This is a genomic window from Rhizobium sp. rho-13.1, from assembly GCF_007000305.1.
GTDB classification, from domain to species: Bacteria; Pseudomonadota; Alphaproteobacteria; order Rhizobiales; family Rhizobiaceae; genus Rhizobium; species Rhizobium rhododendri.
Window position 1 is genome coordinate 259,397 of the sequence record NZ_SCFL01000005.1, and the last position, 23,352, is coordinate 282,748.

Annotated in this window: 19 protein-coding genes; 15 read left to right on the top strand and 4 right to left on the bottom strand. The window is 60.9% G+C overall.

Going from position 1 to position 23,352, the window contains the following annotated elements:
- Window positions 1-43 precede the first annotated feature (43 nt).
- The 8 genes from EQW76_RS16160 (at window position 44) to EQW76_RS16195 (ending at window position 6,940) form a co-directional block, all read left to right on the top strand.
- Window positions 44-475 carry a CoA-binding protein gene (locus EQW76_RS16160; RefSeq protein ID WP_142829516.1) on the top strand — a complete coding sequence of 144 codons (432 nt, stop codon included), beginning with the start codon at window positions 44-46 and terminating at the stop codon, window positions 473-475.
- 118 nt (window positions 476-593) lie between these two features.
- Window positions 594-1,877: an O-acetylhomoserine aminocarboxypropyltransferase gene (locus EQW76_RS16165; RefSeq protein WP_142829514.1), complete on the top strand. Its 1,284-nt coding sequence runs from the start codon at window positions 594-596 to the stop codon at window positions 1,875-1,877.
- A gap of 126 nt (window positions 1,878-2,003) precedes the next feature.
- Window positions 2,004-2,348, top strand: a complete 345-nt coding sequence (locus tag EQW76_RS16170; protein WP_142829512.1) for a cupin domain-containing protein — start codon at window positions 2,004-2,006, stop codon at window positions 2,346-2,348.
- A gap of 301 nt (window positions 2,349-2,649) precedes the next feature.
- Entirely contained in the window at window positions 2,650-3,675 is a 1,026-nt protein-coding gene (gene pstS, locus EQW76_RS16175; protein WP_142829510.1) for a phosphate ABC transporter substrate-binding protein PstS, read from the top strand.
- Between the two features lie 76 nt (window positions 3,676-3,751).
- A complete protein-coding gene (gene pstC / locus EQW76_RS16180) occupies window positions 3,752-4,723 on the top strand; it encodes a phosphate ABC transporter permease subunit PstC (RefSeq protein ID WP_142829508.1) in 972 nt (323 codons plus the stop codon).
- 11 nt (window positions 4,724-4,734) lie between these two features.
- Window positions 4,735-5,586 carry a phosphate ABC transporter permease PstA gene (pstA, locus tag EQW76_RS16185; RefSeq protein WP_142829506.1) on the top strand — a complete coding sequence of 284 codons (852 nt, stop codon included), beginning with the start codon at window positions 4,735-4,737 and terminating at the stop codon, window positions 5,584-5,586.
- Window positions 5,587-5,621: 35 nt separating this feature from the next.
- Window positions 5,622-6,452, top strand: coding sequence for a phosphate ABC transporter ATP-binding protein PstB (gene pstB / locus EQW76_RS16190; protein ID WP_224128274.1), 831 nt, complete (start codon window positions 5,622-5,624; stop codon window positions 6,450-6,452).
- A gap of 161 nt (window positions 6,453-6,613) precedes the next feature.
- Window positions 6,614-6,940: a hypothetical protein gene (locus EQW76_RS16195; protein WP_142829502.1), complete on the top strand. Its 327-nt coding sequence runs from the start codon at window positions 6,614-6,616 to the stop codon at window positions 6,938-6,940.
- A gap of 19 nt (window positions 6,941-6,959) precedes the next feature.
- On the opposite strand, the gene EQW76_RS16200 is transcribed toward EQW76_RS16195, so the two are convergent.
- Window positions 6,960-8,204: a cytochrome P450 gene (locus EQW76_RS16200; protein ID WP_142829500.1), complete on the bottom strand. Its 1,245-nt coding sequence runs from the start codon at window positions 8,202-8,204 to the stop codon at window positions 6,960-6,962.
- A gap of 57 nt (window positions 8,205-8,261) precedes the next feature.
- The gene (locus EQW76_RS16205) at window positions 8,262-9,515 is read right to left on the bottom strand and encodes a GGDEF domain-containing protein (RefSeq protein WP_142829498.1); all 1,254 of its coding nucleotides are present in this window, start codon (window positions 9,513-9,515) and stop codon (window positions 8,262-8,264) included.
- 376 nt (window positions 9,516-9,891) lie between these two features.
- Between EQW76_RS16205 and clpP the strand changes: the two genes are divergently transcribed.
- The 4 genes from clpP to EQW76_RS16225 all read left to right on the top strand — a co-directional run bounded on the left by clpP (window position 9,892) and on the right by EQW76_RS16225 (window position 15,418).
- Window positions 9,892-10,524 (top strand): ATP-dependent Clp endopeptidase proteolytic subunit ClpP, encoded by a 633-nt coding sequence (gene clpP, locus EQW76_RS16210; RefSeq protein ID WP_111220561.1) that lies wholly within the window; start codon window positions 9,892-9,894, stop codon window positions 10,522-10,524.
- A gap of 303 nt (window positions 10,525-10,827) precedes the next feature.
- Complete coding sequence (clpX, locus tag EQW76_RS16215) at window positions 10,828-12,105, top strand: ATP-dependent Clp protease ATP-binding subunit ClpX (protein ID WP_111220562.1); 1,278 nt, start codon at window positions 10,828-10,830, stop codon at window positions 12,103-12,105.
- Between the two features lie 410 nt (window positions 12,106-12,515).
- Complete coding sequence (gene lon, locus EQW76_RS16220) at window positions 12,516-14,936, top strand: endopeptidase La (protein ID WP_142829496.1); 2,421 nt, start codon at window positions 12,516-12,518, stop codon at window positions 14,934-14,936.
- 206 nt (window positions 14,937-15,142) lie between these two features.
- Window positions 15,143-15,418, top strand: a complete 276-nt coding sequence (locus EQW76_RS16225) for an HU family DNA-binding protein (RefSeq protein WP_111220564.1) — start codon at window positions 15,143-15,145, stop codon at window positions 15,416-15,418.
- 83 nt (window positions 15,419-15,501) lie between these two features.
- Here EQW76_RS16225 and EQW76_RS16230 read toward each other — a convergent pair whose 3' ends face one another.
- Entirely contained in the window at window positions 15,502-16,488 is a 987-nt protein-coding gene (locus EQW76_RS16230) for an aldo/keto reductase (RefSeq protein ID WP_142829494.1), read from the bottom strand.
- A 210-nt stretch (window positions 16,489-16,698) separates the two neighbouring features.
- On the opposite strand from EQW76_RS16230, the gene EQW76_RS16235 reads away from it, so the two are divergent.
- The 3 genes from EQW76_RS16235 to EQW76_RS16245 all read left to right on the top strand — a co-directional run bounded on the left by EQW76_RS16235 (window position 16,699) and on the right by EQW76_RS16245 (window position 22,387).
- A complete protein-coding gene (locus tag EQW76_RS16235; protein ID WP_142829492.1) occupies window positions 16,699-17,568 on the top strand; it encodes an aldose 1-epimerase family protein in 870 nt (289 codons plus the stop codon).
- Between the two features lie 121 nt (window positions 17,569-17,689).
- Window positions 17,690-18,934 (top strand): DNA repair exonuclease, encoded by a 1,245-nt coding sequence (locus EQW76_RS16240; protein WP_142829490.1) that lies wholly within the window; start codon window positions 17,690-17,692, stop codon window positions 18,932-18,934.
- A 3-nt stretch (window positions 18,935-18,937) separates the two neighbouring features.
- On the top strand, window positions 18,938-22,387 hold the full coding sequence (locus EQW76_RS16245; RefSeq protein ID WP_142829488.1) for a YhaN family protein: 3,450 nt from the start codon (window positions 18,938-18,940) through the stop codon (window positions 22,385-22,387).
- A 2-nt stretch (window positions 22,388-22,389) separates the two neighbouring features.
- Here EQW76_RS16245 and EQW76_RS16250 read toward each other — a convergent pair whose 3' ends face one another.
- Window positions 22,390-22,893: a DUF3833 family protein gene (locus EQW76_RS16250; protein ID WP_142829486.1), complete on the bottom strand. Its 504-nt coding sequence runs from the start codon at window positions 22,891-22,893 to the stop codon at window positions 22,390-22,392.
- Window positions 22,894-23,352 lie beyond the last annotated feature (459 nt).

Below are 23,352 nucleotides of genomic sequence, written 5' to 3' on the forward strand. Positions count from 1 at the left end.
TACGACAAAAACGTAACTGTGATCGAAGCTGGAGATGTCAGCAATGAACCACGACCGTTATGACGATTCCTACATCGCCGATATTCTGCACAGCGTGAAGACCATCGCACTGGTCGGCGCGTCCCCGAATGCTGCACGCCCGAGCAATGGGGTGATGGGCTATCTGCTGGCCAAAGGCTATCACGTCATCCCGGTCAATCCAGGCCTGGTCGGCAAGGAAATCCTCGGCCAGCCGGTGTTCGGCAAGCTCGCCGACATTCCCGAGCCTGTCGATATGGTCGATGTGTTTCGCGCGCCCGAATATCTGGATGCCGTCGTCGAGGATGCGCTGGCGCTTCCGGCCAAGCCGCAGGTCATCTGGTCGCAGCTGGACATCCGCGACGATGCGGCCGCCGAAAAGGCCGAGGCGGCCGGCGTGAAGGTGGTCATGAACCGCTGCCCGGCAATCGAGATCCCGAGACTTGCCTCCGCCTGATCGACTGCCCGTGCAGGGTAGGATTTTCTCCGCTTCAGGCGGGAATGAGAAAAGATCGCGATGAATTTGCATCGCCGTCGCGCTATGGTCGTCCGTGAGATATTGAGGGAGGACTACCATGGCGACCACCAATCCGGGCTTCGACACGCTGGCAATTCATGCAGGCGCACAGCCCGATCCGACGACCGGCGCCCGCGCGACGCCGATCTACCAGACGACCGCCTATGTCTTCAGCGACGCGGATGCCGCAGCCGCCCTGTTCGGGCTGCAGCAGTTCGGAAACATCTACACCCGCATCATGAACCCGACCCAGGCCGTGCTCGAGGAGCGCGTCGCGGCACTCGAAGGCGGCACGGCGGCGCTGGCGGTAGCATCGGGCCATGCGGCTCAGCTTCTGGTGTTCCACACCATCATGCAGCCGGGCGATAATTTCGTTGCGGCAAGCAAGCTTTACGGCGGTTCGATCAACCAGTTCGGTCATGCCTTCAAGAATTACGGCTGGCAGGCGCGCTGGGCCGATCCGCTGGAGCCCGAGAGTTTCGAGAGCCAGATCGACGATCGTACCCGCGCAATCTTCATCGAGAGCCTTGCCAATCCGGCCGGCACCTTCATCGACATTGCTGCTATCGCCGCCGTCGCCCACCGCCACGGCCTGCCGCTGATCGTCGATAACACGCTGGCAAGCCCCTATCTGATCCGCCCCCTCGAACACGGCGCCGATATCGTCGTGCATTCGCTGACCAAGTTCATGGGTGGCCACGGCAATTCGATGGGCGGCGTCATCGTCGACGGCGGCACCTTCGACTGGTCCGCATCCGGCAACTATCCGATGCTGTCGGCGCCGCGCCCCGAATATAACGGCATGGTGCTGCATGCGACCTTCGGCAATTTTGCCTTCGCCATCGCCTGCCGCGTCCTTGGGCTGCGCGATCTCGGTCCGTCCATCGCCCCGTTTAATGCCTTCCTGATCCTCACCGGCATCGAGACGCTGCCGCTCCGCATGCAGCGCCATTGCGACAACGCGCTTGAAGTCGCGGGGTGGCTGAAGCGACACCCCAAGGTCGCCTGGGTCAAGTATGCCGGTCTTGCCGACGATCCCAACCATGCCTTGCAGCAACGCTATTCGCCTAAGGGCGCCGGCGCCGTCTTCACCTTCGGCCTGAAGAACGGCTACGAGGCGGGAAAGACCTTTGTCGAGAGCCTGACGCTGTTCTCGCATCTCGCCAATGTCGGAGACACCCGCTCGCTTGTCATCCACCCCGCGTCCACCACCCACAAGCAACTGAGCGACGACCAAAAGACAGCCGCAGGTGCCGGCCCCGACGTCGTCCGCCTCTCCGTGGGAATCGAGGACGTGAAGGATATCATCGCGGATCTGGAGCAGGCGTTGTCGAAGGTTTAGGAGCAGCCATCGCCATCGGAAACTGCCCTGCCGTAGAGCAGGGCAGTTCCAATCCGCCATTATCCACTCTCGACGCTCTTGTGCTACAGGCAGGGCCTGTCACCAAGATCAGATGCGAGACTTCCGATGACCAATGCCATCCTTTTCGACGCTACAGCCATCGCTCCTGAATTCGGCGTGCCTGCTGCCGATCGCGTGCTTTCCGGCAACCCCCAGTTTCGGACATGGAGCCTCGACGAGGCCGAGGGTGGCATTTACGCCGGCATATGGGAGGCGACTCCCGGATCGTGGCGCATCGTCTATGAGGAGTGGGAATACTTTTCCATTCTGTCGGGATACTCCATCGTGACAGAGGATGGCGGCGAGGCGCATCATCTTCGCGCAGGCGACCGCATGGTCTTGAAACCCGGCTTCAGCGGAAGCTGGGAAGTGATTGAAACGACTCGCAAGGATTATGTCGTGCGGCTTTAGGCGAGGGCGCAGGCTCCGGGCTGGCCGTTGCGCTCGACGACGATGGCCTTGCTCCCGTGACGAGCGGCAGTTGCTGTCTGCCCAGCCCCATTGGCGCGGTCTGCATTCTCGATCCATGCGGCCGCACACGCCCTGAAAACCGTGTCATTTGGCCATTATCAAACTGTCATCAAACTGAAACATTGCAACTATAGAGCCATCCATGTCGCCGGAAGTGGCGGCCGTGATGGATCGATGGACGGTCCGTTTGTGGCTCCCTTCCGCCCGCCATCCGATCATCACTCAAGGAAGTGAGACCCTTATGTTGAATTTGAAAATCCGCACCCTCTGCCTGAGCGCAGGCCTGGTCGTCACCATGACGGCTTCGGCCATAGCTGCCGACATCACCGGCGCTGGTTCGAGCTTCATCGCTCCGGTTCTGTCCAAGTGGGCCGAGGGTTACAAGGCTGCAACCAACAACTCCGTCAACTACCAGTCGGTTGGTTCGGGCGCCGGCATCAAGCAGCTCCTCGACAAGACCATCATCTTCGGCGCTTCGGACAAGCCGATGAGCGACGCAGATCTCGAGAAGAACGGCATTGCCCAGTTCCCGATGATCTCCGGCGGCATCGTCGTTTCCTATAACGTCGAAGGCGTAAAGCCGGGCGAACTCATTCTCGACGGCACGACGCTCGCCGACATCTTCCTCGGCAAGATTGCCAAGTGGGACGATGCTGCGATCAAGGCTCTCAACCCCAACGTAAAGCTGCCTTCCACGGCGATCTCCGTCGTTTACCGCGCTGACAGCTCTGGCACGACCTTCAACTTCACCGACTACCTCTCGAAGGTTTCACCGGATTGGAAGTCGAAAGTTGGTTCCAACACGGCTGTTGAATGGCCGGTCGGCTTCGGCGCCAAGGGTTCGGAAGGCGTTTCCACAACCGTCAACCAGACGGCTGGTTCGATCTCCTACGTTGAATACTCGTATGTCGTCGCCAACCACATCGGTTTCGCGAAGATGAAGAATTCCGCCGGCAAGGTTATCGAGCCTAGCCTGGAAACCTTCAAGGCTGCTGCTTCGAACGCCGATTGGGCACATGCCAAGAACTTCAACCTGATCCTCACAAACCAGCCGGGTGAAAACAGCTGGCCGATTGCAGCGTCTACCTGGGTCATGCTTTACAAGAAGCCTGCCGATCCTGCTGCAAACGCAGAAGCCCTGAAGTTCTTCAAGTGGGCCTACGAGAAGGGCCAGAAGTCGGCGACCGACATGTCCTACCTTGCTGTTCCGGAATCGGTTGCCAAGGTCGTGGAAGAGTCCTGGAAGAAAGACTTCGGCACCAAGTAATCTGTGCTGACTGAAAAACGAGCGGCGGACAGGGTATTGCCCTGTCCGCCTTTAATGACAGGACAAGGAGAAAGCGATGGCTGATGCGACTCAGACGGCTGGATTCCAGACCATGGAAACCTCCGCCGTCACCAGAAAATTCCGGACGCAGGATCGGATTTTCTATTTCATGACGCTCAGCTCGGCTTCTTTTGTCGTGCTTCTGCTGCTGGCAATCCTGACCGTTCTGGTCGTGGATGCCTTGCCAACATTCCAGGCCTTCGGTTTCTCGTTCCTCTGGGGCACAAGGTGGAGCGCTCCCCTGGAGATTTACGGAGCGGTGCCCGCCCTGGTCGGCACGCTGGTGAGTTCGCTCATCGCGATGCTGATTGCAGTTCCGCTGGGCATTGGTATCGCCATCTTCCTGACCGAGCTTTGCCCCGGCAGCCTGCGGCGCCCGATCAGCACCGCCATTGAGCTCTTGGCCGGCGTTCCCTCGATCATCTACGGCATCGTCGGTCTGTTCATGATCGTGCCGCTGATGCAGACTTATGTCCTCCCATTCCTCATGAACACCGTTGGCCAGGTGCCGCTGATCGGGTCGCTCTTCCAGCCACCTGCACCGGGCGTCGGCCTTTTGACGGCAAGCCTCGTGCTGGCCATCATGATCCTGCCGTTCATCACGGCGATTGCCCGCGACGTCTTCACCACCGTGCCGCCGATGCTGCGTGAATCCGCGTACGGCATGGGCATGAGCACCTGGGAAGTGGCGCGCAACATCCTGATACCCTACACACGCCGCGGTCTCGTCGGCGGCATCATGCTCGGCCTTGGGCGTGCGCTCGGCGAAACCATGGCCGTCACCTTCGTTGTCGGCTCCGTCAGCCGCCTGCAGTCGTCGATCATCTCGCCGTCGACCACCATTTCCGCCCAGATCGCCAATAATTTCGGCGACGCCGACGGTCTGCAATTTTCGAGCCTGATGGCACTCGGCCTGCTCCTGTTCGTCCTTTCCTTCTGCGTGCTTGCAGTGGCGAGATGGATGATCGGCCGCGTCGACTCGTTTTGAGGAAGAAAGCCATGGAAAACGCAATTCGTCAGAGGATCATCTCGCGCCGCCATATGACGAACCAGGTCATGATGGCCTTGTCGTTTCTCGCTGCCATCCTCGGCATACTGTTCCTGAGCGTCATCCTCGTGACCTTGGTTTATCGAGGTGTCACGGCACTCAGCCTCGACGTGTTTACGATGTCGATCCCGGCCCAGGGCTCGCGCGGCGGCCTGCTGAACGCCATATACGGTACCTTCATCGTGACCGGTCTGGCGACCCTGCTGGCAGCACCGATCGGCATTCTTGCCGGCACCTACCTGGTAGAATTCGCCAACGGCAGCAAGCTTGCCGAGGTCGCCAAGTTCATCAACGACATCCTGCTCTCCGCACCCTCGATCATCATCGGCGTGTTCGTCTACGGTGTCGTGGTCGTGCCGATGCATGGGAACTCCGCCATCGCCGGCATCCTTGCATTGGCGCTCATCGCGCTCCCGGTCATCAACCGCACGACGCAGGACATGCTTCTGCTGGTGCCGAACTCGCTTCGTGAAGCAACGGCGGCCCTTGGCGCGCCACGCTGGAAAGCGATGACGACTGTGATATACAAGTCTGCCTGGTCGGGCATCCTGACGGGCATCCTGCTGGCCGTTGCCCGTATCAGTGGTGAGACCGCGCCGCTGCTGTTTACGGCCGGCTATAGCAAGTTCATGCAGGGGGGACTGACCGGTCCGATCGCCACGCTGCCGGTTGCCATCAACACGCTGGCCGCTGATGCCGGTGAGGATCTGAAGCAATTGGCCTGGGCAGGCGCGCTGATCATCACTGTCGCCATTCTGGCCCTCAATATCATTGCCCGTTTTCTGAGTGGGCGCCGCCAGTGACGCAGCCGCCGAACGATAGGAATAAGACCATGAACATGAGCGACAACAATTTCCTGAGCGTTAACGCACAGTCGGGCAAGGGCGCAGTCTCCGCTTCGGATATTGGTGACCTTCCGAAGCTCGATGTGAAGAACCTCGATTTCACCTATCAGAACGGCCATCGCGTTCTGAAGGGTGTGAACATGAGCATCAGCAAGAATGCCGTGACGGCGTTCATCGGTCCTTCGGGCTGCGGAAAGTCCACGCTGCTGCGCACCTTCAACCGCATGTATGATCTTTATCCGGGCCAGACGGCTTCTGGGGAGATCCTGCTGGACGGTCGCAACATACTCAGCAAGGACGTCGATCTGAACGATCTGCGTGCCAAGGTCGGCATGGTGTTCCAGAAGCCGACGCCGTTCCCGATGTCGATCTATGAAAACGTCGCTTTTGGCATTCGTCTCTATGAGAAGATTTCCAAGGCGGAGATGGATGCGCGCGTCGAACAGGCGCTGACCGTCACGGCGCTGTGGGGCGAAGTGAAGGACAAGCTGCACCAGAGCGGCCTCGGGCTTTCCGGCGGCCAGCAGCAGCGTCTCTGCATCGCCCGCGCCATCGCCGTGAAACCATCCGTCCTGCTGTTGGACGAACCGACATCGGCACTCGATCCGATCTCGACTGCCAAGATCGAGGAACTGGTTGCGCAATTGAAGGGCGATTTCACCATCGTCATCGTCACGCACAACATGCAGCAGGCCAGCCGTATCTCCGACAAGACCGCCTTCATGTATCTCGGCGACCTGATCGAATACGGCGCCACCGACCAGATCTTCCAGGCGCCGAAGAACAAGCGTACCGAAGACTACATCACCGGCCGCTACGGCTGATATTTGCCTTTATCGTATTGCAGATGGCGCTCCGCAAGGGGCGCCATTTTTGTTTGGATTTTGCAGCCAGTCGTCGACCACTGTGCACTCGCCCTCGAAAATGCTGCAGGTTGCATTTCAGTCGTGCTGCGTTATCATCTATGTAAAGTGGGATCATGGTAATGGTAGAAGACAATATCGACCTGGGGTTGATCGCCAAACTCGTTCAGAAGAACAACGATGAGATGCGCGGTCTTCGCAGAGAGGTGGCCGACATCCGGACACTATGCGTTCAAACATACGATTATCTGAACCGCAGCGATAGGCGTTACATGGAGCTACGCGACGATCTCGAGTTGATGATCAAAATGGAGGTAGGCGGCGCGATAACGCACGTCCACTCTGTCTTGGAGAACTCCCTGGTGCGTATCGAGGGAAAGATCGCCGATGTTTCTGTAAAAGTGGACGATCTCTCGGGCAGGATCTTCGCAGCCGAAAATAAACATTAGCTGATAGCTAAAATCCCGCTCACCAGCGCAAATCCAGCCGCTCCAGCCCATGGAAATGGTAGACGTCCTTGACCACCGGCGTCTTTGCCAGCCGCAATCCCGGCAGCCGCTCGAACAGGATCGGCAGTGCGATATTGAGCTCGAGGCGGGCAAGCGGTGCACCGATGCAAAAATGGATACCGGCGCCGAAGGAGAGGTTGGGCGCTTCGCGGCGGTCGGGCTTGAATGTCAGCGGGTCGGAGAACTTTTTCGGGTCAAGGTTGGCGGCAGCAAGGATCATCGCCACCTTGTCGCCGCGCTGGAAGGTGACGCCATCGATTTCGGCAGTCTCCAGTGCCCAGCGCTGGAAGATGTGCACCGGCGCGCAGAGTCTGAGTGTTTCCTCGACGGTGCGCTCGGTCGCGGCTTCGTCGGCAAACAGCGTCTCCGGGGGCAGCCCGCATTCGAGGATCACACGAACCGAATTGCCGATCTGATGGACGGTTGCCTCGTGGCCGGCGTTGAGGAGCACAATCGTCGTCGACACCAGTTCCTCGTCGGTGAGATACTGGCCCTTGTGCTCCGTGGTGATCATGTGGCTCAGCAGGTCGTCGCGGGGCTCGGCGCGCCGCTCCCGGATCACCGATCTGACATAGTCGGCAAATTCCTTTGCGGCCGTGTCTGCGGCATCTTCGTCTGCACGCGTCCTGCCAAACATGTACATGCGCACATAGGCATGCGACCATTTCAGCAGCTGCGGCCCCATCTCGTCGGGAATGCCGATCATCCGGGCGATCATCGTCACCGGAATGATGTCGGCAAAGGCCGTGAGCAGCTCTACTTCGCCGTTTCCCGCAAAATTGTCTATCAGCCCGTTTGCCAGTTCTGCAATTTCCGGCTTCATCTTCTCGACGTGGCGCGACACGAAGGCCCGATTGATCAGCGTCCGCAGTCGCGTGTGCTCCGGGGGCTCTATCTCCAGCAGCGAATGCAGCTCGGCGGCGTCGAAGTTGCGCAGATGGGGCAGCGGTTCGGCGAGACCGATCTCGGCACGGCTCGCGACGTGCAGGATCTGGCGGCCGAAGCGACGATCCCGCAAAAGAGCGTTCACGTGATCGTAGCCAGTGACCGTCCAGAGCTTCTGCTCCTCCCAATAGAAGGTCGGACACTGCTCGTGCAGCGCCGCATAGACGGCGTTCGGATTGCTATAGAATGCGGGATCTTTGCCATCGAGAGAAACGTGGCGGGTAGCAGGATCGATACGGAGCATGGGAGGGATCATCATGATACTGGCATTAGCCCAAACCGGCGTGCACGGGAAGCGCGTCGGCGCCCCTTTATCCTAGTTTCGCGCCAGTGTGCCGATCCGTTGCAGCGCCTGGATCTGGTCGTCGACCGTAGGCACCAGTTCGCCGGCTTCCTGTTCGCTGGACGCGCTAATTGCGCTTTCGGTGGCAGCCTCGCTGAAGACCACGGTGCAATTGCGTCCCGCTCGCTTGGCGGCGTAAAGCGCCCGGTCCGCAGCCCCGGTGAGCTTGTCCCAGTCTGCGGCCTCGGCAGTCGCGAGTGCCACGCCGACGCTGACGCTGGCATTGACGGCAGCTCCCTCGATCTGCAAAGGCACCCTGCAAAATTCGCTGCGGATCGTTTCCGCCACCGCTTCGGCCTCCGTCTGGTCTGTCACGGTGATGAAAGCCATGAATTCCTCGCCGCCCATGCGACCGAGGGCGCCGCCGCGCGGAAGGCACTTTCGAGTGATGGTGACGAATTCGCACAGCACCTGGTCGCCGGTTTGGTGGCCATAGCGGTCGTTGATGCTCTTGAAGTGATCGAGATCGAACAGCAGGGCGGCAATCCGCCGAGACGGCGACGTCGTCTCGAGTCGGAGCAGCCCGAAGAATTCCAGCAGCCCGCGCCGGTTGAAGGCCGAGGTCAGCGAATCGTTCAGCGACAATGCGCGCCAGCGTCGCTGCGACCGCTGGACCAGCACATGGCCGGTCAGCACGACAGCGATCGTGATCAGCAATGCGTTCACCACTACCGTAACTGTGCGGTAGGTGACGGCCGTCTCTGGCGAGGGCCGGAAAACGACTGCCGAGAGTGCAATGACGAAGCACAGGGAGGCGAGCGTCATCAGCACGAAAGCCAGCGGCATGCGGGCCGCCTCGGGGCGGCTGGTCGCCGGACGGACGGCCGCGGCAAGGAGAGTTGCGCTGGCAGCGCTTGCCAGCAGGAAAAGGACAACGCGGTTGGCGAGATCGTCATGCACCCAGGGAAGACTGATGCCGATCAGCCATATGGCCGGCGGCAGCAACGCGGTCCATTCCGGCCGGCGCTTGTCGAACAGGCTGAAGCCGGCGATCCAGGCGCTCTGGCCGAGGAAGGTGAGTACGTTGCCGAGATCGATTGTGAGAACATTGGGCATCACGCCCTGCAGGCTGATCAGCGCGTAGCCGACTGCGCGCAGGGCGAAGCCGATGGACCAGAGCAGGTAGAAGGACGATCTGCGGTCGCTGCGCCAGGCGAAAAACAAGACTACGGCAAGCGTCGTCGCTTCCGAACACCAGATCGTCAATCCCGTCGTGATATTGAACACAGGCTGCGCAACTCCATCTCGCGCAGTACCATGCCGCAAGAAACTGGCCAGCCGGTTAACGCGGACCGCAAATTACGCCCATCGGTCGTGGAATCGCGGCACGGTTGCGTCAATACGGAGGCCTGGGATCGAACATTCATCGTTTCTTCACTCTGCCACGTCGAAAAGCTGTGGGCGGCCTCTGGCGTAACGCCGCCTTAATAGCCATCTGTGACAAACAGCCGTAACTGCAGCCTGAACTTCATTCGCATCCGCTTCTTGACGTTATCCTCTGGCGCGTCTTGAAGTACAGGGCGGTGACACTCTATGTAGGGGTGACGATTTTATTCGATTCCCGGTATTTCGCCGCCGGGTGCAAGTTTGACAGAGGACGCACATGAGAAATCCAGTCGATACCGCAATGGCTCTGGTCCCCATGGTTGTGGAGCAGACCAATCGGGGCGAACGGTCCTACGACATTTATTCGCGCCTTCTGAAAGAGCGCATCATCTTCATGACGGGTCAGGTCGAAGATCATATGGCGACGCTTGTCTGCGCGCAGCTGTTGTTCCTCGAGGCTGAGAACCCGAAGAAGGAGATTGCGATCTATATCAATTCTCCGGGCGGCGTCGTGACTGCCGGCATGGCAATCTATGACACCATGCAGTTCATCAAGCCGGCCGTATCGACCCTGTGCATCGGTCAGGCGGCATCGATGGGCTCGCTGCTGCTGGCGGCAGGGCATAAGGACATGCGCTTCACCACGCCGAATTCCCGCATCATGGTTCACCAGCCCTCCGGCGGTTTCCAAGGGCAGGCATCGGACATCGAGCGCCACGCCCGCGACATCATCAAGATGAAGCGCCGCCTGAACGAGATCTATGAAAAGCATTGCGGCCGCACCTATGAGGAAGTCGAGCAGACACTCGATCGCGACCACTTCATGACCGCCGAAGAGGCAAAGGACTGGGGTCTGGTCGACAAAGTCCTGACGTCGCGCGCCGAAATGGAATCAGACGCCGAAGCGTGATTATTCGCGGGGCGGTGTCTTCTAAGCCACAGTTCTATCCCATTTGTGATCAACGAGGGGGTTTCAACTGCGGTAGAAGAAGCTAATAGTAGGCTTTAACGCTATGTTTTGATTTTATGACATAGCGTTCGGATTCGACGGGGAATTCGTTGCCGCCGTGGCCCGTGCAGTGTGCGGACCACGTTCAGTACCCCTAGGAGCGCCTGAACCGGCTAAGCTCCAGTCCATGGAGTGGCGCAGGCGAGCGCAGAGAGTGGACCGCCATTTCGATTTGGAAATGCGGCGTGCTGGAAGGAAAGTGATATGAGCAAAGTCAGCGGCAGCAACGGCGGTGACTCCAAGAACACCCTGTATTGTTCTTTCTGCGGCAAGAGCCAGCACGAAGTCCGGAAGCTTATCGCCGGACCGACGGTCTTCATCTGCGATGAATGCGTCGAGTTGTGCATGGACATCATCCGCGAGGAAAACAAATCCTCGATGGTCAAGTCCCGCGACGGCGTTCCCACGCCCCAGGACATCATAAAGGTCCTCGACGAATACGTGATTGGCCAGCGCCAGGCAAAGAAGATCCTCTCTGTCGCCGTCCACAACCACTACAAGCGGCTGGCGCATTCTTCGAAGAATGGCGACATCGAATTGGCAAAGTCGAACATCCTGCTCGTTGGCCCGACGGGTTGCGGCAAGACTTACCTTGCCCAGACGCTCGCCCGGATCATCGACGTGCCCTTCACCATGGCTGATGCCACGACGCTGACGGAAGCCGGCTATGTCGGTGAAGACGTCGAGAACATCATCCTGAAGCTTCTGCAGGCTGCCGACTACAACGTCGAGCGCGCCCAGCGCGGCATCGTGTATATCGACGAAGTCGACAAGATCTCGCGCAAGTCCGACAACCCGTCGATCACCCGCGATGTATCGGGCGAGGGCGTGCAGCAGGCACTGCTGAAGATCATGGAAGGCACTGTCGCTTCCGTGCCTCCCCAGGGCGGTCGCAAGCATCCCCAGCAGGAGTTCTTGCAGGTCGACACGACCAATATCCTGTTCATCTGCGGCGGTGCGTTTGCCGGTCTCGACAAGATCATCTCTGCGCGTGGCGAGAAGACCTCTATCGGCTTCGGCGCTTCGGTCAAGTCGCAGGACGATCGCCGCGTCGGTGAAGTGCTCCGCGAACTCGAGCCGGAAGACCTGGTCAAGTTCGGCCTGATCCCGGAATTCATCGGCCGCCTGCCTGTCTTGGCGACGTTGGAAGACCTGGACGCCGATGCGCTGATCCAGATCCTGTCCGAGCCCAAGAACGCGCTGGTGAAGCAGTATCAGCGGCTGTTCGAGATGGAAGACGTGGAACTCAACTTCCACGAGGACGCTCTTCGCGAAATCGCCCGCCGGGCAATCACGCGAAAGACCGGCGCTCGTGGCCTGCGGTCGATCATGGAGAAGATCCTTCTCGACACGATGTTCGATCTGCCGGCACTCGAAGGTGTTCGCGAAGTTGTGATTTCAGACGAAGTCGTGCGCGGCTCCGCCCGGCCGTTGTACATCTATGCTGATCGTCCCGATGAGAAGGCCAATGTGTCGGCCTGATGTCTGACGCAATAGTGCAGCAATCTTAAGGGGCTCGTCGGTGACGGGCCCCTTTCTGTTTGAAATACCATGCAGTTTGCTGTTAGACTTTCGAATATGGTGGTCACTGATCCGGCGTAGTCGTTGCACTTGAGATCACCGGCGGCCATGATGGCGTGATTCTTCGAGCGTTCTCGCATCAGCCATTCCGTTCCGTACCGGTGGACATGGCAGGGAGGCGAGGCGCCGGACGAGCCCGATTTGTTTTGCGTTGATCGTTGTAATAAGCCTGTCACATCTGCCACGGCCGGCAGGCGGCATGGCTTGAAATTGCCAAGGTGAAACTCCACTTCTACATCAAGTGAGAGAGGCCGGCGCACTGAATACTGCCGGCGCTTATCCCGGAAACGGGACGATGGAAAGGAATTGAAATGTCGAAGAAAACGTCTGCTGCACACGAGAGCACCGCTTATCCGGTACTTCCGTTGCGCGATATCGTGGTCTTCCCGCACATGATCGTGCCGCTGTTCGTCGGTCGCGAAAAGTCGATCCGCGCTCTGGAAGAAGTCATGGGTTCCGACAAGCAGATCATGCTCGTCACCCAGATCAACGCCAGCGACGACGACCCCGCGCCGGAAGCCATTCATAAGATCGGTACGATCGCCAACGTGCTGCAGTTGCTGAAGTTGCCAGACGGAACCGTCAAGGTTCTCGTCGAAGGCCGCTCGCGCGCCGAGATCGATAACTACACCAATCGCGAAGACTTCTACGAGGCCATGGGCCACGCTCTCGAAGAGCCGGTCGAAGATCAGGTAGAGCTTGAAGCGCTGAGCCGCTCGGTCGTTTCCGAGTTCGAAAGCTACGTAAAGCTCAACAAGAAGATCTCGCCGGAAGTCGTTGGCGCTGCTAGTCAGATCGAGGATTACTCGAAGCTGGCCGACACCGTCGCTTCGCACCTTTCGATCAAGATCACCGAAAAGCAGGAGATGCTGGAAACCACCAGCGTCAAGGGCCGCCTGGAAAAGGCGCTCGGCTTCATGGAAGGCGAGATTTCGGTCCTGCAGGTCGAAAAGCGTATCCGCTCGCGCGTCAAGCGCCAGATGGAGAAGACCCAGCGCGAGTACTATCTGAACGAACAGATGAAGGCGATCCAGAAGGAACTCGGCGACGGCGAGGAAGGCCGCGACGAGATGGCCGAGCTGGAAGAGCGCATCAACAAGACCAAGCTTTCCAAGGAAGGCAAGGAGAAGGCCGATGCCGAGCTGAAGAAGCTGCGGCAGATGAGCCCGATGTCGGCGGAAGCCACCGTCGTGCGCAACTATCTCGACTGGCTGCTCGGCATTCCGTGGAACAAGAAGTCCAAGGTCAAGACCGATCTCGCTGCTGCCGAGAAAATCCTCGAGGACGACCACTTCGGTCTCGACAAGGTCAAGGAGCGCATCGTCGAGTATCTCGCCGTGCAGGCCCGTTCCTCCAAGCTGAAGGGACCGATCCTCTGCCTCGTCGGTCCTCCCGGCGTCGGCAAGACATCGCTTGCCCAGTCGATCGCCAAGGCGACCGGCCGCGAGTATGTCCGTATGGCACTCGGCGGCGTGCGCGACGAGGCCGAGATCCGCGGTCACCGCCGCACTTATATCGGCTCGATGCCCGGCAAGGTCATCCAGTCGATGAAGAAGGCCAAGAAGTCCAACCCGCTCTTCCTGCTCGATGAAATCGACAAGATGGGCCAGGATTTCCGCGGCGATCCATCTTCGGCTCTGCTGGAGGTGCTCGATCCGGCGCAGAACGGCACATTCCAGGACCACTATCTGGAAGTCGAATACGATCTTTCGGACGTGATGTTCATCACCACGGCCAATACGCTGAACATCCCTGCGCCTTTGATGGACCGCATGGAAGTGATCCGTATTGCCGGCTACACGGAGGACGAAAAGCGGGAAATTGCCAAGCGGCACCTGCTGCCGAAGGCTATCAAGGAACATGCGTTGCAGCCGCACGAATTCTCGGTCAGCGACGATGCCCTGATGGCGATCAGCCAGCAGTACACCCGCGAGGCCGGCGTTCGCAGCTTCGAGCGTGAATTGATGAAGCTCGCCCGCAAGGCGGTCACCGAGATCATCAAGGGCAAGGCAACCTCTGTTGCCGTGACCGCAGACAATATCGACCAGTATCTGGGCGTTCCCCGCTTCCGCCATGGCGAAGCCGAGCGCGAGGATCAGGTCGGCGTTGTGACCGGTCTGGCATGGACGGAAGTCGGTGGCGAGTTGCTGACGATTGAAGGCGTGATGATGCCAGGCAAGGGCCGCATGACGGTCACCGGCAATCTGAAGGAAGTGATGAAGGAATCGATCTCGGCAGCGGCGTCCTACGTCCGTTCGCGAGCCGTCGATTTCGGTATCGAGCCGCCGCGCTTCGACAAGTCGGACATCCACGTCCACGTTCCGGAAGCGGCAACGCCGAAGGACGGTCCGTCTGCAGGCGTCGCTATGGCCACCGCCATCGTGTCGATCATGACCGGCATCCCCGTCAACAAGGATGTGGCCATGACCGGTGAGATCACGCTGCGCGGTCGCGTTCTGCCGATTGGCGGCCTGAAGGAAAAGCTGCTCGCTGCCCTTCGCGGCGGTATCAAGACGGTGCTTATCCCGGAAGAAAACGCCAAGGACCTGGCGGAGATCCCGGACAACGTCAAGAACGGCATGGAGATCATTCCGGTGTCGCGCATGGGCGAGGTGATCAAGCATGCGCTGATCCGCCAGCCTGTGGCTATCGAGTGGGATGGATCGATCGAAACGCCGCTAATTGCGACCGTCGAAGGCGTCGATGACTTCGGCAATGCGATTGCGCATTGATGTTGGCTTTTGCCATACTTGTGCCGAATTGACATAATTCACCAAAAAGGCCGGCTTAATCGCCGGCCTTTTCTGTGAAAACAACGCAGGAATGCTTGCTTTTCCTTGCTTTGCAGGGCTTTTGGGTTGCGACGGGCCAGAGCTTACGTATTCTGCGCCCGGCTTAAACGATTGAGTCGTTTCATACCGAAGAAAGGGTTGGAAACATGAACAAGAATGAACTCGTGTCTGCTGTGTCCGAGAAAGCCGGCATCACCAAGGCTGATGCAGCATCCGCTGTTGACGCTGTTTTTGAGGTTGTGCAGGGCGCACTGAAGAGCGGTGGCGACGTTCGTCTCGCCGGTTTCGGTAGCTTCACCGTTTCTCACCGTGCAGCGTCCAAGGGTCGTAACCCGTCGACCGGCGCTGAAGTCGACATTCCGGCTCGCAACGTGCCGAAGTTCACGCCCGGCAAGGGCCTGAAGGAATCCGTTAACAGCTGATTTCGCTTTGCCGGCCGGATCATGGCGATCCATGCTGGCGGCGCTTGTAAAGAGGGTCCGGTTTTTGCCGGACCCTTTTTCGTTTACCAGCGCTGATGCACGTGCGGTGCGACGAGCCTGTCGTAGACGTCGCGCGTGGCCGCCATGACGTCGGCCGATAGCGGCGCCAGATCGGCTGCGGCGGCATTTGCCTTCGCCTGCTCGCCGTTTCTAGCGCCCGGAATGACCACCGTCACGGCGTCGCTCATGAGGATCCAGCGCAGCGCGAAGGCCGCCATGGTCGTTCCCTCCGGCACCAGCTTGCGGACCTCCTCGACAGCCTGCAGCCCGACTTCGAACGGCACGCCGGCAAAGGTCTCGCCGACATCGAAGGCCTCGCCGTTGCGGTTGAACTTGCGGTGGTCGTCGTCAGCGAATGCGGTGGCGGAGTTGATCTTGCCGGAGAGCAGGCCGCTTGCCAGCGGCACGCGGGCGATGACGGCAACATTCTTGCGTCGTGCCTCTGCGAAAAACAGGTCGGACGGCCGCTGGCGGAAAATATTGTAGATGATCTGGATGCTGACGACGCCCGGGAATTCGATCGCCTTCAGGGCTTCTTCGACCTTTTCGACGCTGACGCCATATCCCTTGATCTTGCCCGCCGTCTGCATGGCGCCGAGGGCCTCGAAGACCTCAGGCCGATATAGGACTTCCGTCGGCGGGCAATGCAGTTGCACCAGATCGAGGCTGTCGACGCCAAGGTTGTTCAAGCTCCGGTCGACAAAGGCCTCGATGTTGGCCTTGGTGTAGCCGTCCGCAACATGCGGATCGAGCCGCCGGCCGGCCTTGGTAGCGACCATCGGCCGCTCGCCGCTACGCGTCTTCAGCACTTCGGCGATGATTTTTTCCGAGCGGCCGTCGCCATAGACGTCAGCAGTATCGATGAAGGTCATGCCGGCATCGAGCGCTGCGTTCAATGCGGCCCGCCCATCGGCCTCGCTGACGTCGCCCCAGGCGCCGCCGATCTGCCAGGCGCCGAAACCGACGTCGCTGACGATGAATGGTGTGCGGCCGAATGCGTGATATCTCATGGTATTCCTCCTCCAGTGGGGTGGGTGTCGGCGTAGCAGGCGGCTCGGTTTGCAGCAAGCGCACCTCGTGTACGACCGGGACGCAGATAGAGGCGGGCTGCAGCGCGGCAACCAACGTCGTGGTCGGCGCCGGTAAATTCGTCTCCTCGCTGGAAATCCCGAGGCCGCCCCGGTAAGCTCCATCTCGACTCGAAGTCATGAGGATCCGCCATGCCGACGCCCATTCGCCTCTCCAACGAATTCCTCACAGTCGACATTTCGTCTCTCGGCGCTGAAATGCAGGCGCTGACATCAGCCGATGGGCGTTCCTATCTCTGGAATGGCGATGCCGCGTTCTGGACCGGCCGCTCGCCGATCCTGTTTCCGATCGTCGGCAGGGCTCCTGACGACCAGCTGACGATCGATGGCAAGACCTATCCCATGGGGCAGCACGGCTTTGCCCGGCGCAGCGAGTTTGTCCTCGCAGCATCGACCGCGACCATGAGCCGGCACGAACTTGCAGCCTCGGCAGAAACGCGAGCGGTCTACCCCTTTGAATTCCGGCTCGCCGTCGAGCATCGGATCGCGGGGCGGGCGGTGACGGTTGCTGCCGAAGTCAGCAATCTCGGCAACACGCCGATGCCGTTCGGCCTCGGCTTCCACTCGGCCTTCGTCTGGCCGCTGCCGGGATGCGAAGGAAAGCCACACGGTGTCACCCTCGATAACGGCGCCGAACCGCCGCTGGTGAGGCTCCAGGGCGGTCTCGTGAAGCCCGGCACCCTTCCATCGCCGTTCAAGGCCGGCCACCTGCAGCTCGAACATGCAATGTTCGATGCGGATGCGATGATCTTTCCGGAGGGCGCAGGGCAGGGGCTCACCTATGGCGCGGAAGGCGGGCCACATCTTCGTTTCGCGTTCGAAAATCTCCCGAACCTCGCGCTGTGGTCCAAACCCGGTGCCCCGTTTCTGTGCGTCGAACCCTGGCATGGCACGGCAGCGAAGATCGATGGCTCGAAGGAACTGGCCGACAGGCCATACTCCGAGATCCTCGCTCCTGCGGCAACCGCACGCTTTTCGTTCACGGTCGAAATCCCGGCATAGGCAGCGTGCTGGCGGCAAGCCGTTAATGCTGGATAACCCCGGGACGAGCGACCCGTCGCCATAGCATTCGCTGCCGAAGACGCTTAAAAAAGGCGCTCGACGCCTTTGCTGTCTGGAGCGCATGTCCGCATTCACCTTCATCCACGCCGCCGACCTCCATCTTGGCAGTCCCTTCCAGGGGCTGGCACTGAAGGATGCCGACATTGCAGCTGTGTTCGTCGATGCCAGCCGTAAGGCCTTCTCGACGCTGGTCGATCGTGCGGTCGAGCGCAGGGTGGATTTCTTCGTCATCGCCGGTGACGTCTATGACGGCGACTGGAAGGACAACAAGATCGGGTTGTTCTTCAACCGCGAGATGGCGCGGCTGGAGCGGGCTGGAATCCCCGTCTATCTGCTGAAAGGCAACCACGACGCCGAAAGCGTCATCACCCGGACGATCACGCTGCCCGACAACGTCCACCAGTTCCCGACCGGAAAACCCGGCACTTTCAAGCTGGAGGCCTTGAAAGTCGCGCTGCACGGGCAGGGCTTCGCCGACCGCTCGGCAACCGACAACCTGGCGCTCGGTTATCCGGCCGCGGTCCCCGGCTGGTTCAACATCGGCGTGCTGCACACCTCGCTGACCGGCCGCGAGCCGCATGCCAACTATGCCCCTTGTTCGCTCGACGACCTGCGCTCGCGCGGCTACGACTACTGGGCGCTCGGCCATGTTCACGAATATGAGTTGCTGGCTGAAAACCCGGCGATCATGTTTCCCGGCAACCTGCAGGGGCGAAGCATCCGCGAATGCGGCCCAAAGGGCGCGCTGCTGGTGAGTGTCGAGGATGGTATCGCCACCCACACCCGGATCATCGTCGATGAGGCGCGCTTCGGCGAACTCGCCGTCCTCGTCGATGTCGATGACGATCAACCGGCGATCCTGCGTCGTATCCAGCAGGCAGTCGAGCCGCTGGTCGAGGCTATGGAGGAACGCATCCTGGCCCTGCGCATCCGGCTTTCTGGCGAAAGCCACGTCCGCAAGGCGATCATTGCCCGCCGCCAGGATTTTCACGACGAAGTACAGGCAGCCTGCCATCGTGCGCACGCCGACATCTGGTTGGAGAAGCTTGAGATCAGGCTTGAGGATCCGGCAGGTCGCGCTGTCACCGCCAGCGCGACTGCCGGGCTGGACCTGGACGCCTTGATCCCGCCGGCGTCAGACTTGCCGCCGGCCGTGATCTCGGAGGCTGAGGCCCGTCTATCGGAAATCGTCGCCAAGCTGCCGGGCGGTCTCGGCGCCCAGGAACAGCCGCTGGACGTCGATCTGCAATCGCTGCTGGCCGAAGCCCGCGACCTGCTGGTTGCCCGGTCCGGAGGGGCGGTCTAGCCGATGCGTTTCAAGAGCCTGGAAATCCTGCGCTACGGTGCACTCACAGACCGCACCCTGACATTCCGGCCGGACGCGCGGCTGCACATCATCTACGGGCCCAACGAGGCCGGAAAGTCGTCGGCTCTGGCTGCGATTTCCGATCTGATGTTCGGTTTCCCGACGGCTGCCGAATACAGTTTCCTGCACGAGGCCAACACATTGCGGGTCGGCGCCGAAATTGTCAGCCAAGGTGGCCAGAGCCTTGCCTTCCGCCGCCGTCGTGGCCGCAAGAACACGCTGCTGTCGGCAGACGCCGCGGAAACCGCGTTGCCGGAGGATGCGCTTGCAGCCTTTATCGGGAGTCTCAACCGTGATGTTTTCGAGCGTGCCTTCGGGCTGAATTCCGATCGTCTGCGCCGTGGTGCTGCCGCGATGCTGAAAGGTGGCGGCGAGATCGGCAGCCTGCTGTTTTCGGCGGCCTCCGGTCTGCTCGGCCTGACGCAGCTGAAGCAGTCGCTGGAGAATGAGGCCGATCTCATCTTCGGGCCGCGAAAATCCAAGGATCGATCGTTCTACCAAGTGCTCGAGCGCCATGACGAGGCCAAGCGCGCCGAGCGGGACAGCGAGCTGAAATCCGGCGACTGGAAACGGCTTTTGGCCGATGCTGCCGATATCGAGGCACAGCTGGCCGCGCTTCAGGCGGAGCGACAGGAGACCAGGCACACCCTGGACCGCCTGACGATGCTGAAAACGCTGGAGCCGGTGCTGGCAGAAATCGATGCGGAGCAGGATCGGCTAGCCGAGTTCGTCGACCTTGCCCCGCTGCCGCAGGCTTTTGCAACGGAGCTGGCGCAAGCACTGGCGCGTCGTCAGGCGGTAGAGGCTGCGATCCGCGTTGCCGATGCCGAGATGGACCGCATTGCCGACGACATCAGCGCCACCCCTGTAGATGAGGCGATACGGGCAGCGGCGCCGGCGATCATGGCCCGCTACGCCGAGACAGCCGATTATCGTTCCAAGACCAAGGACATGCAGCGCGTGTCGGGCGAGATCGATGAATTCGACGCCCGTCTGGTGCAGTTCGCCCGCAGGCTTGGCCTTAGCGATGTGGCCGAGGTCGAGCGCGTTCAGCCCAGCGACGCGGAACTCGCGCGCATCCGCAGGCTCACAAGCGCGGGCATCGCCCTCCATCGCGATCATTCGGATGTCGGCCAGAGACTGGCCGAGGCGCGTGACCAGTTGCGGCGCCTTGAGGAGACGGCGGCGAGCGGCAGGCTCATCGACCCCAAGCCCTATCAGGAGCAGATGACCGTTCTGCAGCCCGATCTGTCTGAACTGTCGCGTCTGGATGCCGTTGCCGTTCAGGTGGAGCGTCTGGAGAGAGACCTCGAGGCGGCCACCGCCCGAATGTCGCCTGCGATAGACGACCTCGAGCGTCTGCTGTCCGTTCCCCTGCCGGACATCGCCGCACTTGCCAAGCAGGGCGACACGCTGGCAGAGGCCGAGGCCGATAGCCGGGACGCTGCCAACCGACTGGCGGCGCTGGAGAACGAAGCCAGCCAGATCGTCGCAAAGATCGCCGGTATGCAGCACGAGGGCTCGATCGTCACCCGCGAAGAGATCGCCGAAGCGCGCACCCTGAGAGACGGGGTTTGGCAATCCTTCGCTGCCGCACCGAAATCTACCAAGGACAATGCAGAAGTCGTGTCGCAAGCCATCCGCGAAGCCGACAGGTTGGCCGACCTGGCGCTGGCCAACGCCGACCGCGTCTCGCGCCACACGCAGCTACGTCTGCGGCAGGCCGAACTCGAGCCGCAACTGGAGGCCGCACGGTCCGAGAGCTTCACAAAAGACAAGGCGCTCGAGGCTGCGCGTAAAACGTACCGGCAGCTGTTCGAGCCGGCCGGTGTCAAACCGTTGTCGCCGGACCGCATGATCGACTGGCGCCGCGCCGTCGACGCTCTCTCCAGGCAGCGTGAAACCCTCAACGACATCAGGGATGAACTGGCTGAACTGAAACGCAAGGAAGCGCGGCTCGGACCGGTGCTTGCAGACCTCGCCGATGCGACCGGATATAGCGCCACCGCCTCCCTTGCGCCATCGGCGCTGGCTCGTGGCCTGTCGCGACACATCGAGACGATAGCCGAGCGCTGGACCGATAGCCGGTCGCTCGAGGGCAAGCGCGCTGCGGCGCGGGAAAACATCGCCGGTCTCGAACAGCGCCAGTCGGATATCAACGTCTCCATCGCCAAATTCGAGGCAGCCTTTGCCAACGCCGCGCTGGCGATAGGGCTACCGGAAGGCACCACCGTCGATATGGCGGAGGCGGCGATCGAGATATGGAAGTCGTTGCCGGAAACGCTGACGGAGCGGGAAAACCGCCGCCGCCGCGTCCGTGGCATGCAGCGCGATACGACAGCCTTCGAGCACGCCGTACGGGATCTCGTGAACGCCATCGCGCCGGACCTGAAGCCGCTGGCGCCCGATGCCGCCGCAGAAGCGCTGCACGAGCGGGCCGTGTCGGCCAATGCCGGCGACCAGCGCCGCGCGGCTCTGGAAAAGGCCCGCCAGCAGGCCGGGTTACGGCTGGCACGATGCCGGTCGGATCTGGAGGAGGTCGAGGCCGAACTCGCCGCACTTTCAATACAGGTGCCGGCTGAGCATGACCTCGATGCGCTTCTGGCGCGGCTTGAGGAGCGCCGCCGCCTGCAAAGCCGGCTCGCTGAAAGCCGGGCGCGATTTGCACTGCAGGCAAACGGACAGGATGAGGCACATGTCCGGGCCGGCCTATCGGGTTTCGACCGGGTCGTGGCGGAGCTCGAAATCGAGCAACTCGCAGCCCGGGACCAGACTCAGCTCAGCCGGTTTGCCGACCTGAACGTGCGGCTCGCGGAAAACCAGCGGCAACGCCAGCTGCTCGAGAACGGTGCGGGCGCGGAACTGGCGGTCTTCCAGAAATACGCGGCGGAAGCGGAGGCCAAGGCGCTCGCCCGCGAGTGGCTCGTCCTCAAGCTGGCATCGAGCCTGCTGGCGTCATCCATGGAAACCTACCGAGAGCGGCAGGCAGATCCTGTGATGCGCCGGGCAGGGGAGTTGTTCTCTGTGCTGACAGGTGGCCGTTTTTCGCGCCTGGTGCAGCTGTATGACGACAGGGACGAGCTGCAGCTACAGGCGGAGCGGACGGGTGGCGAGAAAGTGCCGCTCGACGGCCTCAGCGAAGGCACCGGCGACCAGCTGTACCTGGCTCTGCGGCTTGCCTTCCTCGAGGACTATTCAGCGCGCAACGAGCCAGCGCCGCTGATTGTCGACGACATTTTCCAGACGTTCGACGATGATCGCACCGCATCGGGCCTCAAAGCTCTCTGCGGTACGGCTGATCGGTTCCAGACGATTCTCTTCACCCATGAAATGAGTGTCGTCGATATCGCCACCCGCGAGATCGGCAAGGAGCTCGATCTCATCAGGCTTTAGGCTCAGGGGCGCGTGAAGACCACATGCGTGCGCGCAACGGGGAAGCCATATTTCGTTACCCAGGCGTTGTTGATCATGCTGCCATCCGGTTGGACGACCATCGAATCATGGAACCGGACGATGTTGGGTTTGCCCTTCGGTTCGAGGTTGACCAGGTACGTGAATCTCGCGGTCTGGCCGGTAATCTTCACCTCGGTGTCGCCGACCACATCCTCTCGCGTACCGCGATAAGTGTTGGGTCCGGTGCGCGTGAAGCGCCAGGTCTTGCGGTCGGTCTCGCCGTCCGCATAGCGAAAGTCCTCGCGCAGGGAAAAATGCTTGCCCGACGATGTGCCCGTAAGCTTGACCTTGAAATCGCGGCTGACGCCGTTGATTGCGCCAAAATGCCCGGTCGCCACGGTGTGCCCCGCAAAGTACTGTTCAAGCCGCAGATCGGCGGCGGATGCTCCGGCCACGCCCACCAGCTGCAGCAGGGCGGCGGCGATAAGGGTTCGTCCAAAACGCATCTATTCTCTCCCGTGATTGCCGGCGTCACCCGTTGGCACGCCGTTGCAAGACATACGCCGGCATCCCGGGCATGGATCATAGCAAGGGCTCCGCACACGAGGTGCCGCGAGCCTGCGGGGAGGGCTGTATTCGAACCAACCAATGCGGCGAGCACGAATCGGCTCCGGATTTCGGCCGAGGGCAAAGGCAACGCTGCTTCGGGCTCGATGGTTTTGGCTGCAAACGGCGGCTCCAACGTGCTTTGCGGGAAGCCCCGGATGGTCATCCAAAACAAATCACCGGCGGTCATGGAATTGTCTTCAAAGCTGCTTGACACCAAAAGGCGAACCTCGTAGTTAGCCGCTCATCGAACGGCGAGCCGCTCGGTTGGATACGCAAGTGTCCGGAATGCTTGAAATGAATTGCGGGTGTAGCTCAGTTGGTTAGAGTGCCGGCCTGTCACGCCGGAGGTCGCGGGT